Annotated in this window: 23 protein-coding genes and 2 pseudogenes; 18 read left to right on the top strand and 7 right to left on the bottom strand. The window is 58.5% G+C overall.

What is annotated here, in order from left to right; genetic code table 11:
- Window positions 1-69 precede the first annotated feature (69 nt).
- Complete coding sequence (locus tag A8B82_RS19870) at window positions 70-1,116, top strand: tyrosine-type recombinase/integrase (protein WP_067296522.1); 1,047 nt, start codon at window positions 70-72, stop codon at window positions 1,114-1,116.
- A gap of 2 nt (window positions 1,117-1,118) precedes the next feature.
- Here the strand turns inward: A8B82_RS19870 and A8B82_RS19865 are convergent, their stop codons facing one another.
- Both A8B82_RS19865 and A8B82_RS19860 read right to left on the bottom strand, forming a co-directional pair.
- Window positions 1,119-1,415 (bottom strand): type II toxin-antitoxin system RelE/ParE family toxin, encoded by a 297-nt coding sequence (locus A8B82_RS19865; RefSeq protein ID WP_067296519.1) that lies wholly within the window; start codon window positions 1,413-1,415, stop codon window positions 1,119-1,121.
- The gene (locus A8B82_RS19860; protein WP_067296517.1) at window positions 1,402-1,647 is read right to left on the bottom strand and encodes a type II toxin-antitoxin system ParD family antitoxin; all 246 of its coding nucleotides are present in this window, start codon (window positions 1,645-1,647) and stop codon (window positions 1,402-1,404) included. Before A8B82_RS19860 ends, A8B82_RS19865 begins: the two co-directional genes overlap by 14 nt.
- A gap of 123 nt (window positions 1,648-1,770) precedes the next feature.
- On the opposite strand from A8B82_RS19860, the gene A8B82_RS19855 reads away from it, so the two are divergent.
- Window positions 1,771-2,667, top strand: coding sequence for a recombinase family protein (locus A8B82_RS19855; RefSeq protein ID WP_067296514.1), 897 nt, complete (start codon window positions 1,771-1,773; stop codon window positions 2,665-2,667).
- On the opposite strand, the pseudogene A8B82_RS24730 reads toward A8B82_RS19855, so the two are convergent.
- Window positions 2,651-3,046, bottom strand: a pseudogene (locus tag A8B82_RS24730) (PIN domain-containing protein). The gene A8B82_RS19855 and the pseudogene A8B82_RS24730 overlap by 17 nt on opposite strands.
- Window positions 3,042-3,263 carry an AbrB/MazE/SpoVT family DNA-binding domain-containing protein gene (locus A8B82_RS19850; RefSeq protein ID WP_067296512.1) on the bottom strand — a complete coding sequence of 74 codons (222 nt, stop codon included), beginning with the start codon at window positions 3,261-3,263 and terminating at the stop codon, window positions 3,042-3,044. Before A8B82_RS19850 ends, A8B82_RS24730 begins: the two are co-directional and overlap by 5 nt.
- A gap of 597 nt (window positions 3,264-3,860) precedes the next feature.
- Here A8B82_RS19850 and repA point away from each other — a divergent pair.
- The 4 genes from repA (at window position 3,861) to A8B82_RS19825 (ending at window position 8,823) form a co-directional block, all read left to right on the top strand.
- Entirely contained in the window at window positions 3,861-5,042 is a 1,182-nt protein-coding gene (repA, locus tag A8B82_RS19840; protein ID WP_067296507.1) for a plasmid partitioning protein RepA, read from the top strand.
- Window positions 5,043-5,074: 32 nt separating this feature from the next.
- Window positions 5,075-6,016: a plasmid partitioning protein RepB gene (repB, locus tag A8B82_RS19835; protein WP_235604743.1), complete on the top strand. Its 942-nt coding sequence runs from the start codon at window positions 5,075-5,077 to the stop codon at window positions 6,014-6,016.
- Between the two features lie 252 nt (window positions 6,017-6,268).
- Window positions 6,269-7,585 (top strand): plasmid replication protein RepC, encoded by a 1,317-nt coding sequence (repC, locus tag A8B82_RS19830; protein ID WP_067296504.1) that lies wholly within the window; start codon window positions 6,269-6,271, stop codon window positions 7,583-7,585.
- A gap of 143 nt (window positions 7,586-7,728) precedes the next feature.
- Window positions 7,729-8,823 (top strand): Fic family protein, encoded by a 1,095-nt coding sequence (locus tag A8B82_RS19825; RefSeq protein WP_067296503.1) that lies wholly within the window; start codon window positions 7,729-7,731, stop codon window positions 8,821-8,823.
- 62 nt (window positions 8,824-8,885) lie between these two features.
- Here the strand turns inward: A8B82_RS19825 and A8B82_RS19820 are convergent, their stop codons facing one another.
- Window positions 8,886-9,398, bottom strand: coding sequence for an RES family NAD+ phosphorylase (locus A8B82_RS19820; protein WP_067296501.1), 513 nt, complete (start codon window positions 9,396-9,398; stop codon window positions 8,886-8,888).
- Window positions 9,398-9,748, bottom strand: coding sequence for an MbcA/ParS/Xre antitoxin family protein (locus A8B82_RS19815; protein ID WP_067296498.1), 351 nt, complete (start codon window positions 9,746-9,748; stop codon window positions 9,398-9,400). Before A8B82_RS19815 ends, A8B82_RS19820 begins: the two co-directional genes overlap by 1 nt.
- Before the next feature lie 344 nt (window positions 9,749-10,092).
- Here A8B82_RS19815 and A8B82_RS23710 point away from each other — a divergent pair.
- The 9 genes from A8B82_RS23710 (at window position 10,093) to A8B82_RS19765 (ending at window position 18,176) form a co-directional block, all read left to right on the top strand.
- A protein-coding gene (locus tag A8B82_RS23710) for an IS5 family transposase (RefSeq protein ID WP_138069822.1) occupies window positions 10,093-10,850 on the top strand; the annotation gives its coding sequence in 2 pieces (ribosomal slippage) (window positions 10,093-10,414 and window positions 10,414-10,850; 759 coding nt in all).
- A gap of 185 nt (window positions 10,851-11,035) precedes the next feature.
- Window positions 11,036-12,610 carry a phage minor head protein gene (locus A8B82_RS23705; protein WP_161489484.1) on the top strand — a complete coding sequence of 525 codons (1,575 nt, stop codon included), beginning with the start codon at window positions 11,036-11,038 and terminating at the stop codon, window positions 12,608-12,610.
- A complete protein-coding gene (locus A8B82_RS19795) occupies window positions 12,607-13,176 on the top strand; it encodes a contact-dependent growth inhibition system immunity protein (RefSeq protein WP_082899393.1) in 570 nt (189 codons plus the stop codon). The genes A8B82_RS23705 and A8B82_RS19795 overlap by 4 nt, the downstream gene beginning before the upstream one ends.
- 181 nt (window positions 13,177-13,357) lie before the next feature.
- On the top strand, window positions 13,358-13,747 hold the full coding sequence (locus tag A8B82_RS19790; protein ID WP_067296489.1) for a DUF3768 domain-containing protein: 390 nt from the start codon (window positions 13,358-13,360) through the stop codon (window positions 13,745-13,747).
- A 158-nt stretch (window positions 13,748-13,905) separates the two neighbouring features.
- Window positions 13,906-15,888 carry a ParB/RepB/Spo0J family partition protein gene (locus A8B82_RS19785; protein ID WP_067296486.1) on the top strand — a complete coding sequence of 661 codons (1,983 nt, stop codon included), beginning with the start codon at window positions 13,906-13,908 and terminating at the stop codon, window positions 15,886-15,888.
- A 76-nt stretch (window positions 15,889-15,964) separates the two neighbouring features.
- Window positions 15,965-16,558, top strand: coding sequence for a regulator (locus A8B82_RS19780; protein ID WP_067296484.1), 594 nt, complete (start codon window positions 15,965-15,967; stop codon window positions 16,556-16,558).
- Window positions 16,558-17,211 carry a DUF6927 domain-containing protein gene (locus tag A8B82_RS19775; protein ID WP_067296481.1) on the top strand — a complete coding sequence of 218 codons (654 nt, stop codon included), beginning with the start codon at window positions 16,558-16,560 and terminating at the stop codon, window positions 17,209-17,211. Before A8B82_RS19780 ends, A8B82_RS19775 begins: the two co-directional genes overlap by 1 nt.
- 123 nt (window positions 17,212-17,334) lie before the next feature.
- On the top strand, window positions 17,335-17,661 hold the full coding sequence (locus A8B82_RS19770; protein WP_067296478.1) for a type II toxin-antitoxin system PrlF family antitoxin: 327 nt from the start codon (window positions 17,335-17,337) through the stop codon (window positions 17,659-17,661).
- Window positions 17,658-18,176 (top strand): type II toxin-antitoxin system YhaV family toxin, encoded by a 519-nt coding sequence (locus A8B82_RS19765; protein WP_067296476.1) that lies wholly within the window; start codon window positions 17,658-17,660, stop codon window positions 18,174-18,176. Before A8B82_RS19770 ends, A8B82_RS19765 begins: the two co-directional genes overlap by 4 nt.
- A 261-nt stretch (window positions 18,177-18,437) precedes the next feature.
- Here the strand turns inward: A8B82_RS19765 and A8B82_RS19760 are convergent, their stop codons facing one another.
- A complete protein-coding gene (locus A8B82_RS19760) occupies window positions 18,438-19,259 on the bottom strand; it encodes an AraC family transcriptional regulator (protein WP_138069821.1) in 822 nt (273 codons plus the stop codon).
- Between the two features lie 301 nt (window positions 19,260-19,560).
- Between A8B82_RS19760 and A8B82_RS24390 the strand changes: the two genes are divergently transcribed.
- From A8B82_RS24390 to A8B82_RS19745, 3 genes and pseudogenes are all read left to right on the top strand, one after another.
- Window positions 19,561-19,725 carry a hypothetical protein gene (locus tag A8B82_RS24390; RefSeq protein WP_162841720.1) on the top strand — a complete coding sequence of 55 codons (165 nt, stop codon included), beginning with the start codon at window positions 19,561-19,563 and terminating at the stop codon, window positions 19,723-19,725.
- Window positions 19,700-19,867 (top strand): antitoxin PaaA2 family protein, encoded by a 168-nt coding sequence (locus A8B82_RS19750; protein WP_235604742.1) that lies wholly within the window; start codon window positions 19,700-19,702, stop codon window positions 19,865-19,867. The genes A8B82_RS24390 and A8B82_RS19750 overlap by 26 nt, the downstream gene beginning before the upstream one ends.
- 101 nt (window positions 19,868-19,968) lie before the next feature.
- Window positions 19,969-20,298: pseudogene (locus A8B82_RS19745) on the top strand (strawberry notch family protein); the annotation flags it as partial.
- Window positions 20,299-20,330: the final 32 nt, after the last annotated feature.

Raw genomic sequence — 20,330 nt, 5'->3', positions numbered from 1 at the left:
GAAAACAAATGGATCGCAGTCTCAAAAACTCCGGCAGACCGACACTCAGAGCCGTTCGGCGGGTCTTCGATCAGCGAGGATAACGCGCGAGATCGCCCTGACAGCAAGGCATTGAACCTGCCTTCTTTTGTGGCGAGCTCCGGCAACCTCGATCGCCTGGTCGACACCGCCCGCTACTATGCGCGCGCCGCAGCCTCGGACAACACGCTGAAGGCCTATGCAAAGGACTGGGCGCATTTCGCACGTTGGTGCCGGATGAAGGGTTCGGAGCCGCTGCCTCCTTCATCCGAAATGATCGGGCTTTACCTCGCCGATCTGGCCTCCGGGTCGGGCCCCTCCCCTGCCCTGTCCGTCTCGACGATTGACCGTCGCCTTTCTGGCCTCGCCTGGAACTATGCGCAGCGCGGGTTTTCCCTTGATCGCAAGAACCGCCACATCGCGACAGTGTTGACCGGTATCAAGCGCAAGCACGCGCGCCCGCCGGTGCAGAAGGAAGCGATCCTTGCCGAAGACATCCTCGCGATGGTGGCCACCCTTCCTTTCGACCTGCGCGGGTTACGGGATCGGGCGATCCTGCTCCTTGGTTACGCCGGCGGCCTGCGGCGGAGCGAGATCGTCAGTCTGGACGTCCACAAGGACGACACGCCGGATTCTGGCGGCTGGATCGAGATCTTGGACAAAGGCGCCCTGCTCACCCTCAATGCCAAGACCGGCTGGCGCGAGGTCGAGATTGGCCGCGGCTCCGAGGAACAGACGTGCCCTATCCATGCGCTCGCGCAATGGCTGCACTTTGCGAAAATCGATTTCGGTCCAGTCTTCGTCGGCACCTCACGCGATGGCAAACGCGCATCGGAGACGCGGCTGAACGACAAACATGTCGCGCGCCTGATCAAGAGCACAGTCTTAAACGCCGGCATTCGTTCCGAGTTGCCCGAAAAAGAACGCCTGGCGCTGTTTTCGGGTCACTCCCTGCGGGCCGGTCTCGCCAGTTCTGCCGAGGTCGACGAACGCTACGTCCAAAAGCACCTTGGCCACGCCTCGGCCGAGATGACCCGTCGCTACCAGCGCCGCCGTGACCGGTTCCGGGTGAACCTGACCAAAGCCGCAGGGCTGTGAAGTCAGCCTTCCAGCAGATAGGCCGTGAGGTTCTGGTGGGCATGCAATATGCGGATGACCTCGATCCCCCGCCCGTCCGCTCGGTAGATCACCAGATGCGCTCCGCTTGGGTGGATACGTAATGCGGGTGTGAATTCACTGCGATCCCGTGCCATCTCCGGAAAGTCGGCAAGCAGATCGAAGAGCGCAAACAGACCATCCGCCTGCGCCATGCCCCAGTTGCCCGCGCCATAGTGCCAGATGTCGGACATGTCGGTTTCAGCGGCGGATCGAATGACCCAACGGCTATTTTCCGGCATGTTGGGCGCGCATCCGGGACTTGAACGTGCTGCGATCCAGCGGGGTGGCCGGGCCACTGGCAAGACCTACGTCGACAGCGGCCTGAATTTCCGTAATGGCCTCACGACGGGCGCGGTCACGCCGGATCAGGTCGCGCACATAGTCGCTGGAATTGGCATAGCGTCCAGTTTTTGACTGTTCTTCGACCCAGCTCTTCATCGGGTCCGGCAACGAAATATTCATGGTGCCCATGGTGATCCCCTTACTGGTGGCAACGTATGGCAAAGTTTGCCAAAATGCAAGAACGGCTCATAAAAATCGGGACCAAATGGTCGTTTAGTAACGGTATATGAAATTGCAATCGGCCCCGTTTTCATGCCCCTGATAGGCTATGCCCGCGTTTCCACAGAGGATCAGACCCCCTTGCCCCAGTCCGAGGCGCTGCAATCTGCGGGCTGTGCCGAGATCTTTGAAGAGCACGCCTCGGGCGGCAATCGCGCGCGACCGGTGCTGGCACGCGTGCTCGAACGCGTCCAGAGCGGCGATACGCTGGTCGTTGTGCGGATCGACCGGCTTGCGCGGTCTCTGTCGCACTTGCTGGAGGTGATCGAACGTCTGGAGGCCAAGGGAGCTTTCTTCCGCTCGCTGCAGGATCCAATCGACACCGCCTCCCCTCAAGGAAAATTCACATTGCAGGTTCTGGGCGCCGCGGCCGAGTTCGAGCGCGCGCTGATACGTGAGCGCACAAAGGCCGGGCTTGCCTCTGCGCGCGCCAAAGGGCGCGTTGGTGGCAATCCTGGGCTTCGAACCAAAGACCCCGCCGCGCTGCGCAAGGTGCGGCTGGCACGACAGGACGGCTACATGGAGCGCTTGAACGAAACCGCGCAGGATTGGGTGCCCCACGTGCGGCGCCTACGGCCGGATATGGCCTGGGAAGACGTCCTACGGATTATCAATGGCCCCCTGCCCCCAGATCGTCATTGGACCCAAAGCCGCCTGCTCCGCGCCGTGAAGGCATATGTCCGCGACGGCTTCCTGCCCGAGACAGTTTTGGCCCGCGCCGACCGCCGCGAAACCGACGACCGGCTGCCCGCCATCGTCGCCGCCATCAAGGGCGCAGATCCCGACATCACGCTTCAGGCGATCTGTGAACGGTTGGAATCTATGCGGGAACGCACACCACGTGGCCGAACGAGATGGCAGCCGTCTTCGGTCAAGATGTTGCTCGAACGAGCGGAGCGACTTGGGTTGCTGGTCAGCCAAATGGATTGACGACACGCAACCGATCTTCGACCAGCAATCCGTGGTGCATGTGCTCGCTCCACAGGGCCGTGCACCCGGCTATCAGCGCGGCAGACACGATCATCGCGTCATAGACCGAAAGCTGGTACTTCTCTGCCAACGCGCGACCCACTTGATGGGTTTGGACCGTCAGGTCCTCGACCGGGCACAGAGACTGGATACCCTCGAGAAACGCTCCGGTATCTTCCTAACTGAGCAGAGCTTCCCGCCGACAATCGACCATCGCTTCGTTGAGGACCTGGGCGCTTGCCCGAGGTCCCTGCCCCAGAATTTCCTCTGCCCTCTCAGCCTTTGGACCATTGTCGAGAAGGTAGAGCACAACATTTATGTCTGCGATTTCAGCGTTAATGCGTGGCGTCGCGGCTTAGACGCGCGGCCTTGGGCAGTTTTCCGCGAAACCGCCTTAACCCTTGCAGAACTTCATCGGCGCCAGGTTGGCGCCCGACTAGAATGGTTCCGTCTCCCTTTACCAGGTCGATCTGGTCGCCTTCCTTTAGGCGCAGTTCCCGCACAAGATCCGCGGGTAGCCGGACGGCAAGGAAGCTTCCCCATTTGGCAACTCGCATGGTGTCCTCTCAGGCATGGAGAAACACCCGTGTATACCTAAAACCCTCAATAGGTAAGCTTTGCTTCGTTTACGACACTGTCCCGTTTACGCCGTGCTTTGTGCCGGATGCTGTTTCCGCGACGCGAGAAGCCGCGATGCCCCCTACCCTGCTGGTGATCATTGACGCCTCAGACAACAGGGGCTTGACCATCCATGCTCATGAAGTGCGTTCGATCTGATCGTTTGGGACCGACACCCAAGTATTAATGTAATTGCGATGTCGATCCAATTGGGCCCTGGGATTTGCCATGGGTCTTTCGGTGCGTTGTCCGATCCGGTCTGGGTTCGCTGTTTCTCTCGCTAAGCGGATTTTCGGTCAAGGCACCGATGAGAAACCGAGCGTTAGCGATACCCAGTCTGCGCCAGATGCACTCTTGAACCACAAGTTTGTGTGTGCTGTTAACAGCTGTTAACTCGGGAAGGTGCGTGGCTCCCCTAGTAGCGCTTGGGCTCAACAGCACAAATTGTGGATAAAATCCTTGACTTAACAGGGTGAATCACGGCCATTAGAGTCAAGTTGCGCAAATAAGCGCGTTCGAGCAGAGAAATTGCAACTATGTTTCAGACGGCACCCATCGAAGCGGCGTCCCAATCCGAGCTTACAAGCCAGATGGCCGCGCGTCTACACACCGCGCTCACGACGCATCTTCAACAGGCCTACGCACCCGATCAGCGTAAGAATTTGAGACTATTCAGCGCAACAGAGACTGCTGAACTGCTTGGTGTGACCGGTCAATTCCTGCGCAAGTGCCATAGCGACAGATCGTTGCCTGAGCCGGACGTCATCAAGAATGGACGACGCTTTTATTCCGGGGAAGAAATCCTGCAAGCGCGCCATTTCCTGGAGGCAAGCTCTCGAAAGCCGGGTAAGTATCTTCCTGGGCGTCGTGAGGGTGACAAGCTTCAGGTCATTCAGCTGATGAACTTCAAAGGTGGATCAGCAAAGTCCACCTCTGCGATCCATCTGTGTCACTACCTTGCTTTGAGTGGCTACCGGGTGCTGGCGATTGACTTGGACCCACAAGGGAGCCTCACAGGCTTTTGCGGGATTCAAACGGAACTGGAGTTCGAAGGCGCGTCGATTTACGACGCACTGCGTTATGACGATCCAGTACCGATGACTGAAGCTGTCGTGGAAACCTATTTCCCTGGTTTGCATTTGGCGCCTGCCCGCCTTGTGCTGAGCGAATTTGAGACTGAAACAGCGGTCAATGCAGGACGCGGTGTCGCGTTTTTTGAGAAGCTCAGTTTAGCGATCCAGTCCGTTGAGAGCGACTACGATGTAGTGGTGATCGACAGCCCGCCAGCTCTGGGGTTTTTGACTCTGACCGGCCTTTATGCCGCGACCTCTGTCATCGTGCCGATGACGCCAAGCATGCTCGACCTCGCCTCTACACAGCAGTTTGTTGAGATGACATCCGCTTATCTCAGCGTGATCGAGGACACGGGCGTCAAGCTCGATCATGACTTCTTCTCTTTTCTCATTACGCGCGACGATCCGAGCGACATTCCTAGTCAGCAGATTGTGAGTTTGATGCGCGCTCTGTTCCAAGATCGTGTCGTTGGAGCGACGGGGCTACGCAGTACGGCAATTGGCGACGCGTCGATGCTCAAGATGTCGATCTATGAGGTTGCACGATCCGAGATGACACGGTCGACCTACGATCGGGCAAAGAACAGCATGGATGCAGTAGGTGCGGAGATCGCAGGTATGCTTCAACAGGCATGGGGGCGCTAGTCATGGCAATGGGGAAGAATAAGACCGGTATCATGGCTGCGATCACTGCGGCAAGCGAGGCGTCAAAGGAGGGTGCGTCCGACAGGGCCCATCGGACCTTGCCGAAGGGAACTATCGGTTCGGTCCGCGCAGGACTTGGGGGCATTCAGGAAATCGACACCAACTTGATCCTTGCCTGGGGTCCGAAGGATCGGCTGGATATCGAGTTAACAGCTGTTAACATTGACGCGCCAAATGAATCCATTCAGAATCTCGCCACCAGTATCGCTGAGTCGGGACAGCAAGTTCCAGTGCTTCTGCGCCCCTCAAAGGATCGTGACGGTCATTTTGAAGTCATCTATGGCCAGCGACGCATACTTGCATGCCGCCATCTAGGCATGCCGGTGCGGGCTCTGATCCGCACGCTCGATGATACCGATGCTCTCATGGCGAAGGGGCTCGAGAATGTCGGCCGTGCGGAGCTAAGCTACTATGAACGTGTTCGGTTCGCACAGGCGATCCTGGAGCAGGGGTACTCCCGCGCGGAAGCATGCCAAGCTTTGGCGATCAGTAAGAACACTCTTTCGCAGTTTGAACGTATCAATCGGCTTGTGCCCGTGGCGGTTGGTGAAGCCATCGGCGCGGCCCCGGGCGCAGGGCGCCCCAAATGGACGACCCTCGCCACAGCGTTCGAGAAGGACCAACTTTCGGAGGGGCGTGTATTGGATGTGCTTGGTCAATCTGGTGCCCTTGATTCCGACGGGCGGCTGGACCTCGTCCTTAAAGAAATTGGCAAACGAGGCAAGCAGGAGCGATCTGTTGAGGAGCGCTCGCCTGTTCCCGGTGTGCAGATCAAGAGTGGAAAATCGGGACTCTCAGTGACCGTCAAGCGGGCAGGGGAGAACACGAGATTCGCGAATTGGCTGGACCAGAATCTGGACCAGCTCATTCAGGATTCCTTCGATCGGTTCCAATCAGAGAGCCACGAAGGATAGCGGCGGTTAACAGCTATTAACCGCCAAGATAGAGGCAACGAGCAAAAAGGAGAACGGCACCAAAAAGAAAACCCTCGAAACCGAAGTCCCGAGGGCTGCTGCGCACAAGGCGCGATTTGTTTTCACACCACAATCCTAGCAGCCCGCGAATCGCTAAACAACGAAAAACGTCTTCGGGCGAACAGGTTTTCTGTGCCTAGATAAAAAATGACAAAATTGAATGATGCTCCGCATGGAGCGACTGGGACAGTCATGCCTCAGAACGGCGGAGGTATTTCCAATATCAACCAACCCTCGGGATGGCGCAAAGCGACGGCCGGACTGGCGGTTGCTGAACAGCACGCACAAGCTGGTGAAAGAGCAGCCGTGCCCAAAACACAGGCCTTTGTCGCCGTGAAACGCGTTGGTGCGCATATAGGCCTCAAGGCTGGCGACATGCTGCTTCTCGACACGCTTGGGGCATTCACGCAAGCCCAGGACTGGGAAGAGGGACAGCGTCCGATCGTCTGGGCGTCCAACTCTTATCTGATGGAGCAAACAGGCTTCTCGCTCTCGGCGCTCAAGCGCCATTCCCGGCGTCTGGCCGAGATCGGCGTGATTGCCTTCAAGGACAGCCCTAATGGCAAGCGGTGGGGCCACAGGGACGCTGACGGCCGTATCATCGAGGCCTACGGCTTTGATTTGTCGCCGCTCTCGGCCCGCGCCGAAGAGTTTGAGCAGCTACATGCAAAACTGCAGGCCGAACGTGAAGTCTGCCAGCGCCTGAAGCGCCAGATCACAGTTGCGCGCCGAATGATCCGAGCGAGGATCGAAGCGGCCCTCAGCAGCGCTCTGGGAGGCCCCTGGACACAGCTCTCAAGCCTCTTTGAGGATCTCTTGGACCGCCTGCCACGCCGGAACACGGCCTCTGAGACGCTTGAGCGGCTTCTGGAATGGTTCAGGGAACTCCAGGAGCGCGTCGAGGCAGCCTATCTCAAGGCAGTTCGTGTGGATGAGGTTGTGGAAAACATGCCTGAAACCAGTGAACAAGTGCTTCAGAAGACTCAAGAAATGAACCCCAGGGAGGTCAATTCCGACCCTCATATACTAACTACAATTCAACTTAATCCTGTAACCAGTAATCGCTCAGAAACTGAGCAAGCGGCTGGCGTGGTGCCCAATGCGCCACCGGAGGAGCGGGTTGATAGGGAGTTGGGAGATTGGGTTGCTGAAACCCGGAAGAAACGTGGTGCTGCGCTCGATTTGCCGACCGTGATGCAGGCTTGTCCCGAATTTGCGTCCTGGGCACGCAATATGGGCGGGTATCTAAAGGATTGGGGCGATCTTCACCGCGTTGTCGGGCAGCTCAGGCCGATGATCGGCGTCTCAGAGCACGCTTGGAACCTCGCGCAGGACCGTCTCGGGCCCCAAGTCGCGACTGCGGCGCTGGTTCTCACGTTCGACAAGCATTGCGCCGGCGAAGTGGCGTCTCCGGGCGGATATCTGCGCGGTATGGTCGAGAAGGCCGGGGCAGGGGAGCTGCATCTCGAGCGCAGCTTCTATGGCCGGTTGAGCGGACAGGCGGCTTGATGGGAGGGAAGCAATTGTCCCGCGGTCCATGTTCCAAGTGGGGCATGCGGAGATTGCCGTCTATATTCTCCGCAGTTTTTGCGGCGGTTATTGTTGTCTTGCGGAGATTGTGCGGTATAATCTCCGCAAGGAATGCGTAAAATATGACCTACATTCACGAGATCCCTGATTGGCCGAAGTTTACCTGGGACAAGGCCAAGCTGTCTTCACAACTTGCGGCGGTCCGCCACCGTCAAGGCAAGCTCTTGGGACGCATGCAGGGTCTTGGCTTTGATCTCCGCAACGAGGCGATGCTTAGAACACTGACCAGTGATGTCGTCAAAAGCAGCGAGATCGAAGGGGAGACGCTCGACAAGGATCAGGTTCGCTCTTCAATTGCAAAACGGCTGGGTCTCGAGATTGGCGGGCTGATCCCGTCTGATCGCCATGTTGATGGGGTTGTCGAGATGATGCTGGACGCGACCCAGGCGTATGATCAGCCACTGGACGCTGAGCGTCTGTTCGGCTGGCATGCGGCCCTCTTCCCGACCGGGCGAAGCGGAATGACCCGGATCAGCGTGGGAAATTGGCGTGATGGCCCCATGGAGGTTGTGTCAGGACCCTATGGCCGCGAACGGGTGCATTTTGAGGCGCCGGAAGCCGCGCGGCTCGACACTGAGATGGCGCGCTTTCTGTCCTGGTTCAATCAGACACCCGACACGGACCCAGTCATCCATGCCGCAATTGCCCATCTTTGGTTCGTTACGATCCATCCTTTCGATGATGGCAACGGCCGCATTGCGCGCGCGATCGCGGATATGGCGTTGGCGCGATCCGAGGGCAGTTCACAGCGGTTCTACAGCATGTCAACGCAAATCCGGCAGGAGCGCAGCGCTTATTACGATATGCTCGAGACGACACAGAAAGGGGGGCTTGATGTCACGGCGTGGCTCGTTTGGTTTCTGGATTGCCTGGATCGAGCATTCGACGGCGCAGAGATCATCCTCGAGGCAGTATTCCAGAAGGCGCGGTTCTGGGAGAAATACGGAGCGGCCAACATAAACGACCGCCAGCGGGACATGCTCAACCGCCTGCTTGATGGGTTCGAAGGAAAGCTCACGACGTCTAAATACGCGAAGATCGAAAAATGCTCACAAGACACGGCATATCGCGACATCCTCGATCTGATCGACCTGGGCGCCCTTGAGAAAGATGAGGCTGGCGGACGTAGTACCAGCTATTCCCTGACAGCGACGTAGAGAGGCTGTCCACAGGTGCGGCATACGACGAAGACATCCCGTGAACATGTTTGCCAATCACCTCACATTTGTGACAGCCGCTCTTCGTCATCCACAACTTCTAAAGAACCTAAATTGCCAGTCCAGGCCCACAGGACGATGTTGAGGTCCGATAACGACGCGCCCTTCGCAAAACTCTGGATCAAAAGCCCTGCAAACCCATCCGTAATGAGGGCGCTTGCTAAATTCTGTGTTGGCACAGGTTGGCCATCGAGCATCTTCATGCGCCATGCAGGGTCGGCAAGCATCACCGCCGTCGTGCCATACCGTTCAAGTCCGTCCTGATCGCGCGTGTCGAAAATAGGCCCAAGGTCGGCCTTGTAGGACACCAGGATCGTGGGTTGCAGGCTGCCGACCTGGTTGGCTTCTCTAAGAGCGGTCGCGGGATCCAGCGAGGTGTAGAGGGCAGAGGTGCCCTTTGCGTTAAAGCGCCCTCCATGGAGTTCGGCGCCGCGTCCGGAAAGTGGCGCGCGGGCATAGACCGGGTTCAGGGCGCGAAAGAGTGGCCCTGTGTAGCGTCCGTCTTTCAAAGGCATCAGGCAAAGACGCCCGCATCGATTGCATCGATGTATTCAAGAACCTGCTGCGCTTTGCCTTCCTGCACCAGCTGCATGGCTGTTCGGCCATCAAAGCCGGGCAGGGGCTCTGACCGGTACCATGCATAGGCCATCAGTTCCGAGCCGAAGCGGGGTTCGACTTTATTCAGCACCTCTACCAATTCGCGCAGGCGGCGCTGCGTCTTGTCCGAACCGATGCGGGTTCGCCTCTGCAACGCGTCTTTGCCCAAGCCGACGGTCAATGCAATCTCTTCTGCTGACGTGCGTAGCACCGCGGCGATCTTGCGCGGTTCGAATTGCCCAGCTTCAGCAAAGTTCGTGATGTGCATGATCTATGCTCCTACAGTGATGCTGACGGTATATAGCGACAATATTGCTGAATTTCAAGCTGTCAGGAGGCGCTGTGCCTTCGTTTCCCATGCCAATCCGTAACGCTGCATTGCTCTGAACGTTGGATAACCTGATTTTTGGGCCTAAAAAGTTGAATTAGGCGCGCTTCTTTGCCGGTCGAGAACATCACATAGGTCATTGATAATATGCCAAAGACTGCTGCGGTCAGGTTGGGATTGCCGATATACCTTGCCGATCTTGGACCCCAACCGACACTTAGGCTCAGGACCCATTGATTTCAGCAGAAGGGCATGATTCACCGCGCGAAAACAGAGCGGTGAACATGTCTGATCTCTTCTGGCTGAGCGATGCGCAGATGGCGCGTCTGGAGCCCTACTTTCCGAAGTCCCATGGCAAGCCTCGCGTCGATGATCGGCGCGTCCTGAGTGGGATTATTTTCATCAATCGCAATGGGTTGCGATGGCGTGATGCGCCTAAGGAATACGGTCCTCACAAGACGCTCTACAACCGTTGGAAACGTTGGAGCGACAAAGGCATCTTCGCGAAAATGATGGTCGGACTGGCTGCCGGGCACGGCGAGAAGAAGACCGTGATGATCGACGCGACCTACCTGAAGGCCCACCGCACGGCGTCCAGTCTGGGCGTCAAAAAGGGGGGCGCGGTCGCCTGATCGGACGGACCAAGGGCGGCATGAACACGAAACTACATGCTATCTGCGACAGCCAGGGACGCCCTCTCAAGCTGTTCGTAACTGCAGGACAGGTCAGCGACTACATCGGTGCGCGGGCGCTTTGCGACAGTCTGCCGGATGTCGACTGGCTGCTCGGGGATCGCGGCTACGACGCCGACTGGTTCCGCGAAACGTTGAAAGACAAAGGGATACGCGCCTGCATCCCAGGCCGGAAGCAGCGGAAGACACCGGTGAAGTATGACAAGCGCCGCTACAAACGCCGAAACCGGATCGAGATCATGTTCGGCAGACTCAAGGACTGGCGGCGGGTGGCCACGCGATACGACAGGTGCCTGAAGGTCTTCCTCTCCGCCATCGCTCTCGCCGCCACGGTCATCTACTGGCTATGAGTCCTGACCCTAGGCGTCGCTGCGGTGGTTTTGAGTCCCCAATGCGAACAGAGACAGCGTAACGTGTGAATGACCGCAATGATAAAAATGATAAACAAGTCGATTCTTGACCGAACGGTCTAGTTCCGTCCTGTTAACCGTGTTCCACGATGATGCCCCCCGTTCATTCGGATGCGGCGTGGTTCATGGAAACGAAGTTTACCCAATTTCTAAGGTCAGGCGGGAGCGGCGGCTATGTATTGTCTCGCCACACGAATGGGGTGGTTGTGCGCCCGCTATCGCGCAAAGCAGATATCCCCGGCCTCGCCGCTTTGCAGCAGCAGTTTGCCACGAATCTTGACTTTGCCGATCAGATCAACGTTGACCTCCTGCTGCGGTTCACTCGCGATGGGTTTCAAGTTCCTTTATCCGCTGCCGACTTGGCGGATGTTTCAGGCGACAAAGCCGCGGCGATTCAAGCGTGGTCGGAGCGGTTAGAAACGATCTGGGCCGATCATGGCGAGCGGCCAAGTCGCTTCAACTCCGTCCGCCGTGCGATGGAAGAAAACCTGATCACGTCATTCTCCGGGCTGATCAATGAACGCAGACAACGCGCCCTTGGGATTGATCAGTACATCTGGCGGTCCCGTGACGACGACAAAGTACGCTATGTACATGCCGAGAATGACGATAAGGTCTTTGTTTGGGACAATCCGCCCGAAACCGGCCATCCCGGGCAAGCCTATAACTGCCGGTGTTTTGCCGAACCGAATCTTTTTGAAGAACCGGAGTGCAAACCGGACATCGTTGCGGCGCAGATCGCTCATGCCGAAGGCGTAGAGGATGGTATCTGGGCCGCTATCAAGGACGCTCTTTCTGGCATCTGGCAAACTCTACGCGAAATTCCGGAAGACTATAGATGGGTTCGACGGTTCGACACGCTTGTAGAGCGGGAAGAAGCAGGGTCGATTTCGCCAACGGAACAAGCTGAGTTAGATGAAATGCGATTGGCCCGCGACAATCGCATCGAAGAAATCAAGGAGTTTTGGCGCGAGTTCCCGGAAACGGCCAACGCATTTGCGGAATATGTTGCAGCGGTAGAAGAACGCCCAGACACTGTCTTGTCCGAATACCTCTTGTGTCGCGCGACGCTGGCTCAAGTTCAAGAAGCGGCGCGAGAGCGCGGATATCTGCGAACGTTGATGTTCACGGCCATTGCTCCCGCTGGGTTGGCCGCGAGAGCTTTGCGCCGCAGAGGGAAGAGCGGTGATACGACTGATCCCGACCGTTTGCGTGACGAACTATTGGATGAAGCACAAAACGCCCGTCGTCTGCCATCCGATCCCGGCTGGGACACAATCGACAATCTCGGTATCCAGTGGGGCGGTCCGATCAAAGAACAAGGCGGGCCTTGGGAAGATCACTTGGAACTGCCAGGGCACTTGGGAGATCGTACACCTGACAGTTTTAAGGCCTTCGATTTCTGGGACCGTGATGCAGGCATCGCGACAAGCGCAAAAACGCTGGACACACGCGCGCCGGGATATGTAGACCGCCCCAGCCGAATCTATGGTGCTTTGAAACGATACATTGATCAAATCGACGGCTTTGATGGGTCCAATCTCAATGCCTTCCCATTACGTCCTGACCAAATCGACCTAAAACGCCTCGAACTCGCTATTCCAAATGACACCACCCCGGAACAGTTTACTCAAATTCAACGGGCGATAGACTACGCTGAGAGTTTGGGGATCGACGTAGAAGTGAGCCGTATCCAATGAGAAAAGTGCTAACCACAGAAGAATGGATCGCGAAACGGCGTGCTGAAGCGGCGGAGCGGAAAAAACGCGCCAAGCCTCCCAAGGTGTCCAAGGACGCAATCATTAATGCCCATCGCGCCTTCACCAAGATTGTCTCATTTGCGGTCTATCGCTCGGGATGCCCTGATCCCAAGGGTTACAATGAATACCTCGAGCCAAACATGAATGCAGAAGATATTGGGCGCGAAGCGCGTGCGGCGCTCATGGCGAGCCGTTTCATAACGCCCGATCACCCGGAATGGGAATCAATCATGCGGTTTCCGACAAAAGAGGAAATCAAGGCGTTGGATGAAGCCGAGAAGGCGCGCGCGGGTGTCAAGACACTGAAAGCGCTGTACAACGGCGCAGGGAGCGTGACGCTAACCTTGCAGGACGCAAAGATCAGGCTCAAGCCATGGCGCTATCGCGGGCGTTCCAGTTGGGAGGGCATTCGCGGCCATGAAGATACGGTCTTGCCGGAAGACGTGTCGGACGAAGCGTTTGGCAAGGCCATTCTGGATGCCTTGGACGTCAGTCGTTCAGCGTAAATTATGAAGGAAAAACGCTGGCTTCAGAAGATATAGGCGCAAACGAAGTGAACCGGTGCTATGTGCCACTGCACCGACCTCTGGATCCGTTCAGGTAGGCCACGTGTGGTCTCTCTCCGCCAAGCGGAAAAGAAAAAGCTGGCTTTGGGAAGGGTGTTTCAACTTCTCAAAGGAGATCCCCATGTCCATGACCGTTCAACCCCAGCCAGACCGCCCGGATCCGAGTGTTATTGCGGCGCAGAACGACGCGTTTCGCAAGCTCGCGTGCCTTGGAGTGCCGCCCGCGCAGCCCATCCAGGGCCGAATGCATGTGACCCGCTCGCTTATGGAGGCGGGTGACGGCTTTATGGCCGAGGCGGTGAAGGCCACCGGTGAGTTCGCCACGTTTGAGCCCGAGAACGACCCGGAGGGATGGCATGATTTCGGCGCGGTCGAGATCCGCGGCGAGACCGTGTTCTGGAAAATCGATCTCTATGAAGCGGATTCGGATTTCCGCTACGGGGCCGAGACCCCGGGCAATCCCGTGACCACAATGCGCGTGCTGACCGTCATGCTGGCGCGCGACTGGTAGAAGGGCAGGGAACGCTTCCCGTGACATCTCAGACGACTAAGGCCCGCTGCCCCCAAAAAAAGCAAAGCGGGCCTTTTTTCGTGGTGATCCCCGAAGCCGGGGATTGGTCCCGCGCGTAGAGGCGCGGGCCACACCTAACCCATCTGGAAGGATATCCCATGACCACAAGTTTTGCCCCCCTCACCGTCGCCATCGGCGATCTGGTCCCGCATCCCGCCAACGTGCGCAGCAACTCCCCGGAAACTTATGAGCCCGAGAATATCGCGCATCTGAAGGCGAGCATCGCTGTGCTGGGCCTGCTCCAGCCGCTTCTTGTCCAGAAGCTCGACGGCAAGTACGCCGTCCTCGCCGGCGGCCGGCGCCATGCAGCCCTGAAGGAGCTGATCGCCGACAATGCCAGCAAAGGGTTCACTGCGAAAACCAAGGTCGACTGTCGGCTTGTCCCTGACGACTGCGACGTCACCACTGCCCTGTCGCTCGCCGAGAACATCACCCAGGCGCCGATGAACGCCATCGACGAGTTCGAGGCTTTCGCCCGGATGATGGAAGTCGACGGCCAGACGCCCGAGACGATCGCCAAGACCTTCGGCACCACGGTGGCGGCCGTGAAAGGCCGGTTGCGCTACGGTCTGATCCACCCCGAGATCCGCGCCGCGGCCCGGGCCAAGACCATCACGCTCGACACGATGAAGGCCTTTGCGGAGCATCCGAGCCAGGAGGTGCAGCGCGAGGTCTTCGAGGCGCTCACCAAGGAAGATAGCTACCTGCAGGCCTATACAGTCCGCCAGGCGCTCAAGTCCCGCGGCGTCCAGGTCAGCGACGATATCGGGGCCTTCGTGCGCGAGGACTATGAGGCCCGCGGCGGAGCGATCGCGGCCGATCTGCTGGAAGAGCATTCGGTGCTCGAGGATGCGGCGCTGGTCGAAACCATCCTACTCGAGAAGCTCGGGGCCGCCGCCGAAGAGGCTCGCATAAAGCTGGGCTTTGCCTGGGCCGATGCAATGGTGCGCTATGATTACGCGACCATGGCCGAATATGGCCGCGTCTACCCAGGACCCGTCGAGCCGGATGAGACCGCCCAGAAGCGCGTGGATGAGATCACCGCTGAACTTGAGAAACTGCAACTCGAGATGGAGGATGAGGGGCTCGAAGACGATGCCTACAATGCCCTTTACGAGCGCATGGACGCTCTGGAAGAGGAAGCCCGCGATCTGCAGGAGGCCTATAGCGCCGAGGACCTCGCCCGCGCCGGTGTGATTGCGTCCTGGTCGAACGGGCAGGTGACGCTCCATATCGGCCTCGTGCGCCCCGAGGACACCGTGAAAGAGGAGGGCGCGCGCAGTTCCTCGACCAACACCACCGGGGAGGAAGTCCCCGACGCTGGAGAAATCACCTATCCAGCCTCGCTTGCTGAGGACCTCAAGACCGAGCGGGCCATGGCGCTCGGGGCCGCGATGGCGCTGCATCCGGAGGCCACGCTCGATCTGACGCTCTTCAAGCTGGTCAGTGACGTTCTGGCCAGTGGCATGAGTGTCACGCAGGCGATCAAGATCGATGCCCGCAAGGAATACCGCAGCCATGCCAAGATGGACGAGATCGACGAGACCTCGCTTGAGCAGGTGGCGGCGGCGCATGATGTGCTGGACCTCTCCTGGCTCGATGACACCCGGTCCCCTGCCGATCAGTTCGCGGCGTTCCGCGCGCTGGAGGCAGGCGAGAAGGCCAAGCTCGTCGCCTTTGCAACCGCCAGCACCACGCAGTCCTGCTTCGCGCGGGACCGCCAGCGCGACAGCCTGATGCATGCGTTCGAGATCGAGATCATGCCCGACATCCGCGCCCATTGGACGCCGAATGCGGCGCTCTTCAACCGCTTCAAGAAGGCCTGGCTCCTGAGGATCCTCGGCGAAGATCTGGGTCTCGCCCAGGAGGCGGTGACACTGGCCCCGTCGAGCAAGAAGGAGATCATCGCCTTTTGTGACAAGCTCTTCGCCGAACCCTTCGCCACACTCACGGACGCGCAGCGAGCTGCCGTGGCCGCCTGGTGCCCGCCGATGATGCAGACCGCCGGTGTCGCCTTTGAGGAGGCGGAGCCCACCGTGGAAACTCCGGAGCCTGCCAGCGAGGTCGCGCAAGCGGCCTGAGCCATCACGCGACCCGCGCGTGGGCCATGCCACCCGCGCGGGTCGACCCTCCCACACCCAACGGAAAGACATCCCCATGGCTATTCTCAAGTTCTCTGCCTCCGCAGTCGCGGCGCAAATCGCCCATGCGCGCGCCTGCAAGACCTTCCTGCCCAACTGGAACGGGCCCGTGGACAGGCCCGCCCTGATCCTGATCGTCGGCAATGGTGTGCATCTGCGCTCGAACGGCATCGATGGCACGACCACCCGTATCGTCACCACCGAACAGGCCGATCCCTCCTTCGCCTTTGCCGACGGCATGAACCCGTTTCGGGATACCGACTGGATGGCGCAGCGCCGCATGGCGTTTCGCGATCTGACCGGCCAGTTCTACACCGACATCCTCGACGATGTGCAGGTTCTCATCGACCGGGGGCGGGGGGCCATCCGGCTGGCCACCGATGGCCACAGCATCCGCGTCTTCGTGCGCCGGGCCTTGGATTATCTCATCGGCGGGACCTACGAAGTGCCCTCGGGCCTCGGCGGCACCTTCCGGGTCATCCTCAAGGATGCCTGCGATACCTTCGCGATCGTGCAGAACTGCGGCAATTGCGAGGATTTCGACGCCATGCAGCCCTACCGCGTGCCGCTCGATGCGCTGATGGAAATCGATGACCGGAGGGCGGCGTGATGGGTTGGCTCTTCTACACCGACGGCCGCGTCCAGACCTACGCGGATGAGAAAGCGGAGATTGCTCGGCTGTGCACCTTCGAGGGCGAAAGGCGCAAGACGGAACTGGTCAAAGCCTGCAAGGTGGGTTCGACTTGGTACGCGGCGGCAAAAGTCACAAATATCGACGGCACCCCTGTCGAAGACACGACCTATGTCACCGATGCGGATGGCTCCATCACTTTCGCCGCCGTATTCCTTACCCGATATGATGACGGCTGCTGGGGCTACAAGGACATGGAGGAAAGCGCGGGACCGGTCGAATCCCGCGCGCCACTGAGCCTATTGGCCCTGCTGTCCGAGCTGAAAGACCCAGACAGCTATGCTCATGCCTGGCGCCAGCGCTGCCGGGATTGGGCTGCGATCCCGGACTACGAGGAGGGAGACAAGATCAAACTCGCAGCACCCGTGACGCTCACCGATGGCAGCATCTGCCAGATTGTCACCGCGACGCACTACTGGCGCGGGCAACAAAAGCGCCGCTGCTACTGCATCGAGGAAACCGGCGGGCTCGTACGCCTGTCGAAGGCCTCGCTTGCGGGTTCGGAGCTGCTCAGCTCCGCAAAGGGCGAGGCCAGTCCCGTGCTGGCGGAGTTTCTGGCGGGGCGAGAATAGGTCAGCGCCGGACGGTTCATCGACCTGCCCGGTGACAGCAGATCCTGCGTCTAATCTTGACAAGGCAATGCAAATGCATTACCTATCGCGGGCAGCAAAGCCCCTTTTCTTCAGGAGACTGCCATGACAGCCCTCGCACAAGATGTCTCGAAACTCACGGATCGGTATCAGACGACCGTGCCGGCGGGTGTGCGCAAACAGCTCAAGCTGGGCAAGGGCGACCAGATTCGTTACCGCACCGAGCCGAGTGGCAGGGTCTATATCGAGCCCGTGCGCAGCGACGAGGAAGATCCCGTGCTCGGAGCCTTTCTCGATTTTGTCGAGGCCGATATCAAGGCGCATCCGGACCGCATTCGGGCGTTCGATGGGGCTTTGCATGACCGTCTTGCAGCACTGGTCGGAGACGTTGACGTCGATCTCGATGCGCCGCTATCGCTCGAGGATGAATGAGCGGCGATAGCGTGCCCGCCCAAGCGCCCCTTGTCGTAAACGGATGGTCGATTTATGCGCATCCGCTCTTTCTGGATCAGCTCGAAGGGCTGATTGAAGAGGTCGAGGCGCGTAAGGCACGCGATCCTAAGACCTGGCGCAAGAAAAACCCGACGAAACGGCTGGCCGCCATCTTCAAGCTGGTTACCGAGGCCATACCGGCAGATCCGGGTGCTGCCGCCTTCCGGCAAGGCGGCACACTCGGCGATCACCGCAAGCACTGGTTCCGGGCGAAATTCTTCCAGCAGTATCGGCTGTTCTATCGGTTCAACAGCGATGCGAAGGTCATCGTGGTGGCCTGGGTGAACGACGACAAGACCCTGCGCGCCTACGGCAGCAAGACGGATGCCTATGCGACGTTCAAAGGGATGTTGGAAGATGGCAATCCACCTGACAATTTCGACGCGCTCTTGAAAGAAGCAGCGGCGGCGGACAAGCGGTTCGAAACTTCCCTTGAAGCGGTGCCCGATCGGTAAGTGGGGTCGAATGCCGGAGGGAGCAGAATCCCCGTTAAGGCTGCCAGCAACGGGGTCGTTCAGCGTTTCAATCTCCCGTCACCCTTGGGCCGAGTGAAATAGGCGACATTGGTGTGTCATATGGCTGGTACGATGAACTTCTCAGAAGTCCCTCCCTATCCGTACACCTGCCGTTCGCTGCAACGTATATGAACTGGTAAGGTGCGGACTTTTCAGACATTCCCTTACCCGCAGAGAATGTCCCCTTTGGATGAGTTGGGTCTACGAAACAGGTATCCAAATCTCTACGATGCCGCGACCCGTTTGGGGGTCGAACCGTCTGTCATACCGTTCAAAATCAGGTGCCTTAGTGGGCTCTAAACCCAAATCGGGGAGGCTCTTGTTCCATATCGTGTAAGTCGTCTTTGGAAGATCCGAAACATGTCCAGTATGGGTAAAGACGGCATAGCGACCTGCAGGTAAATCAACGTCGTCCATGCCTTTGGTTTTTTCCGGGGCTTCGACACCCGCCAAGTAGCGAAAGCGGCCAGTTTCATCTGCATCACAACAGACCCCGTATGCAGCGCCATCCACCGCGCCGACCACGTCGTCCTCTTTGGCATTGAACGTCTGCCACAGGCTGGGAATGGCACTGGTATCTTCAAAGCTGCACTGCGCACTTAAACCGACGACACGAAAGGCTTTGAGGTCCCGCATGTCAGGTTTTGCTACATCAACGATCATATCCATTTTCATTTTCTGAGGCTCCATTAGAGTTAGCAGTGAGACAGAACGTGCAGTGCGGATTGTGCTTGGCAGAACGCCGAAATAACACGCAAAAGCACGTGTGAACGCTTCGTGAGACGCATAGCCCGCATCAAGTGCGATGTTGAGAATGACCTCATCGCATTCAGCTATTGTGCGGGCCGCAATAGACAGACGACGACCCCGCACATATGACATGATGGACATGCCCATGCCTTGCTGAAACACACGGCACATATGATATGGGCTGACTGCGCATCTGTCAGATAGCAGCGTCAGAGTGATTGCTTCACCGAGTGCAGTTTCGGTCTGCCAGATTATCTTATCGAGCAAAGCCACGACGACCTCCGTTGGTTCACTCCTCATTTATCTGACATAACGATTCACCGCGCTTGATCGCAATTGCGCTTTCTGCCGAAGCAGCCATTCGTGCACTGTGCAGCATCTGTGACTCTGGGCTCTGAGTCAGATTTCGCCGCGCTTTCAATGAACGGCGGCTTTGAGCTTCACGCAGGATTCTGCCCCCTCCGGCATTCGATTCCTAAGTGGCCCGACTTGATTTGACCACAATGGCATTGCCGTTTATGTCACCACGCTGGATGATGTAGTAACAACCCATAGTAAAGTGGGAGAAATCGCAATGGACCCAACGGATAAGGAAGGGCCGGATTTCGGCACTGATGAACAAGGCGCGCCTCATCTGACGGGGCACCGTTTCCCAATTGATGTGCGCGTTGCAGACATGCCCGATGACTTCGGCAAGCTGCTGGATATAGGTCTTGAAGAGCATTTCCGTGGCTGCTGAAGCGGACGCGTATGACGCGTGGTTTTGCGCGCAGGTACAGGCCGCGCTGGAGGATGCACGCTCGGGAACATCTCAGGTTCAGGTGATGCAGGCTGCACAGGCATTGATTGATGCGAAGCGGCAGGTCGAACCCAAGTCCTGACCAAGCCTTGGAGGTCAGCGCGGTCTGACCCAGTCATCCTGAAAAGTCAAAGCGGGCTTTTTGTCCTTTGGAACTCAGACCCTGATCCAAAGGAATTCCCCATGTCCAAGCCTCTCTCAACGCTCCCCAATCCTGTTGAATCCGACGCTAACCTCACCTCTGCCCTCGCGCAGATCGGCGCGGAGGTCGACAACCAGCCCCTGCGCAGTTCAGCGCTCGCGCGTATCATGCGCGAGACGTTCCATGGCAGCGATGCCGGCGGTGCCTGGGACTGGCGCATGGCATATGACCTGATGCAGGCCGCGGCTGTTCAGGTGCTGCTGCGTGGGGACGGCGCGGCAGGTGACATCGCCGCTGCAAGGCTGCTTGCCTCGCGGCTCCTGACGGAAACCCGCCGCTCCGAGCAGCAGATCCGGCTGCAGCAGATGGCATGACCATTCTTGGCGCTTCAGTCCACGTGGGT

Source organism: Sulfitobacter sp. EhC04 (assembly GCF_001650875.1).
In the GTDB taxonomy this organism is placed as follows: Bacteria; Pseudomonadota; Alphaproteobacteria; order Rhodobacterales; family Rhodobacteraceae; genus Sulfitobacter.
This window is presented reverse-complemented; position numbering and strand designations above follow the sequence as displayed.

What these genes read in the sequence shown, in the direction of transcription:
- A8B82_RS19865 (WP_067296519.1), bottom strand. Translation starts at nt 1,415, where the DNA reads ATGCCGGAAAATAGCCGTTGGGTCATTCGATCCGCCGCTGAAACCGAC.
- A8B82_RS19860 (WP_067296517.1), bottom strand. Translation starts at nt 1,647, where the DNA reads ATGGGCACCATGAATATTTCGTTGCCGGACCCGATGAAGAGCTGGGTC.
- A8B82_RS19855 (WP_067296514.1), top strand. Translation starts at nt 1,771, where the DNA reads ATGCCCCTGATAGGCTATGCCCGCGTTTCCACAGAGGATCAGACCCCC.
- A8B82_RS19850 (WP_067296512.1), bottom strand. Translation starts at nt 3,263, where the DNA reads ATGCGAGTTGCCAAATGGGGAAGCTTCCTTGCCGTCCGGCTACCCGCG.
- repA (WP_067296507.1), top strand. Translation starts at nt 3,861, where the DNA reads ATGTTTCAGACGGCACCCATCGAAGCGGCGTCCCAATCCGAGCTTACA.
- repB (WP_235604743.1), top strand. Translation starts at nt 5,075, where the DNA reads ATGGCTGCGATCACTGCGGCAAGCGAGGCGTCAAAGGAGGGTGCGTCC.
- repC (WP_067296504.1), top strand. Translation starts at nt 6,269, where the DNA reads ATGCCTCAGAACGGCGGAGGTATTTCCAATATCAACCAACCCTCGGGA.
- A8B82_RS19825 (WP_067296503.1), top strand. Translation starts at nt 7,729, where the DNA reads ATGACCTACATTCACGAGATCCCTGATTGGCCGAAGTTTACCTGGGAC.
- A8B82_RS19820 (WP_067296501.1), bottom strand. Translation starts at nt 9,398, where the DNA reads ATGCCTTTGAAAGACGGACGCTACACAGGGCCACTCTTTCGCGCCCTG.
- A8B82_RS19815 (WP_067296498.1), bottom strand. Translation starts at nt 9,748, where the DNA reads ATGCACATCACGAACTTTGCTGAAGCTGGGCAATTCGAACCGCGCAAG.
- A8B82_RS23705 (WP_161489484.1), top strand. Translation starts at nt 11,036, where the DNA reads ATGGAAACGAAGTTTACCCAATTTCTAAGGTCAGGCGGGAGCGGCGGC.
- A8B82_RS19795 (WP_082899393.1), top strand. Translation starts at nt 12,607, where the DNA reads ATGAGAAAAGTGCTAACCACAGAAGAATGGATCGCGAAACGGCGTGCT.
- A8B82_RS19790 (WP_067296489.1), top strand. Translation starts at nt 13,358, where the DNA reads ATGTCCATGACCGTTCAACCCCAGCCAGACCGCCCGGATCCGAGTGTT.
- A8B82_RS19785 (WP_067296486.1), top strand. Translation starts at nt 13,906, where the DNA reads ATGACCACAAGTTTTGCCCCCCTCACCGTCGCCATCGGCGATCTGGTC.
- A8B82_RS19780 (WP_067296484.1), top strand. Translation starts at nt 15,965, where the DNA reads ATGGCTATTCTCAAGTTCTCTGCCTCCGCAGTCGCGGCGCAAATCGCC.
- A8B82_RS19775 (WP_067296481.1), top strand. Translation starts at nt 16,558, where the DNA reads ATGGGTTGGCTCTTCTACACCGACGGCCGCGTCCAGACCTACGCGGAT.
- A8B82_RS19770 (WP_067296478.1), top strand. Translation starts at nt 17,335, where the DNA reads ATGACAGCCCTCGCACAAGATGTCTCGAAACTCACGGATCGGTATCAG.
- A8B82_RS19765 (WP_067296476.1), top strand. Translation starts at nt 17,658, where the DNA reads ATGAGCGGCGATAGCGTGCCCGCCCAAGCGCCCCTTGTCGTAAACGGA.
- A8B82_RS24390 (WP_162841720.1), top strand. Translation starts at nt 19,561, where the DNA reads ATGGACCCAACGGATAAGGAAGGGCCGGATTTCGGCACTGATGAACAA.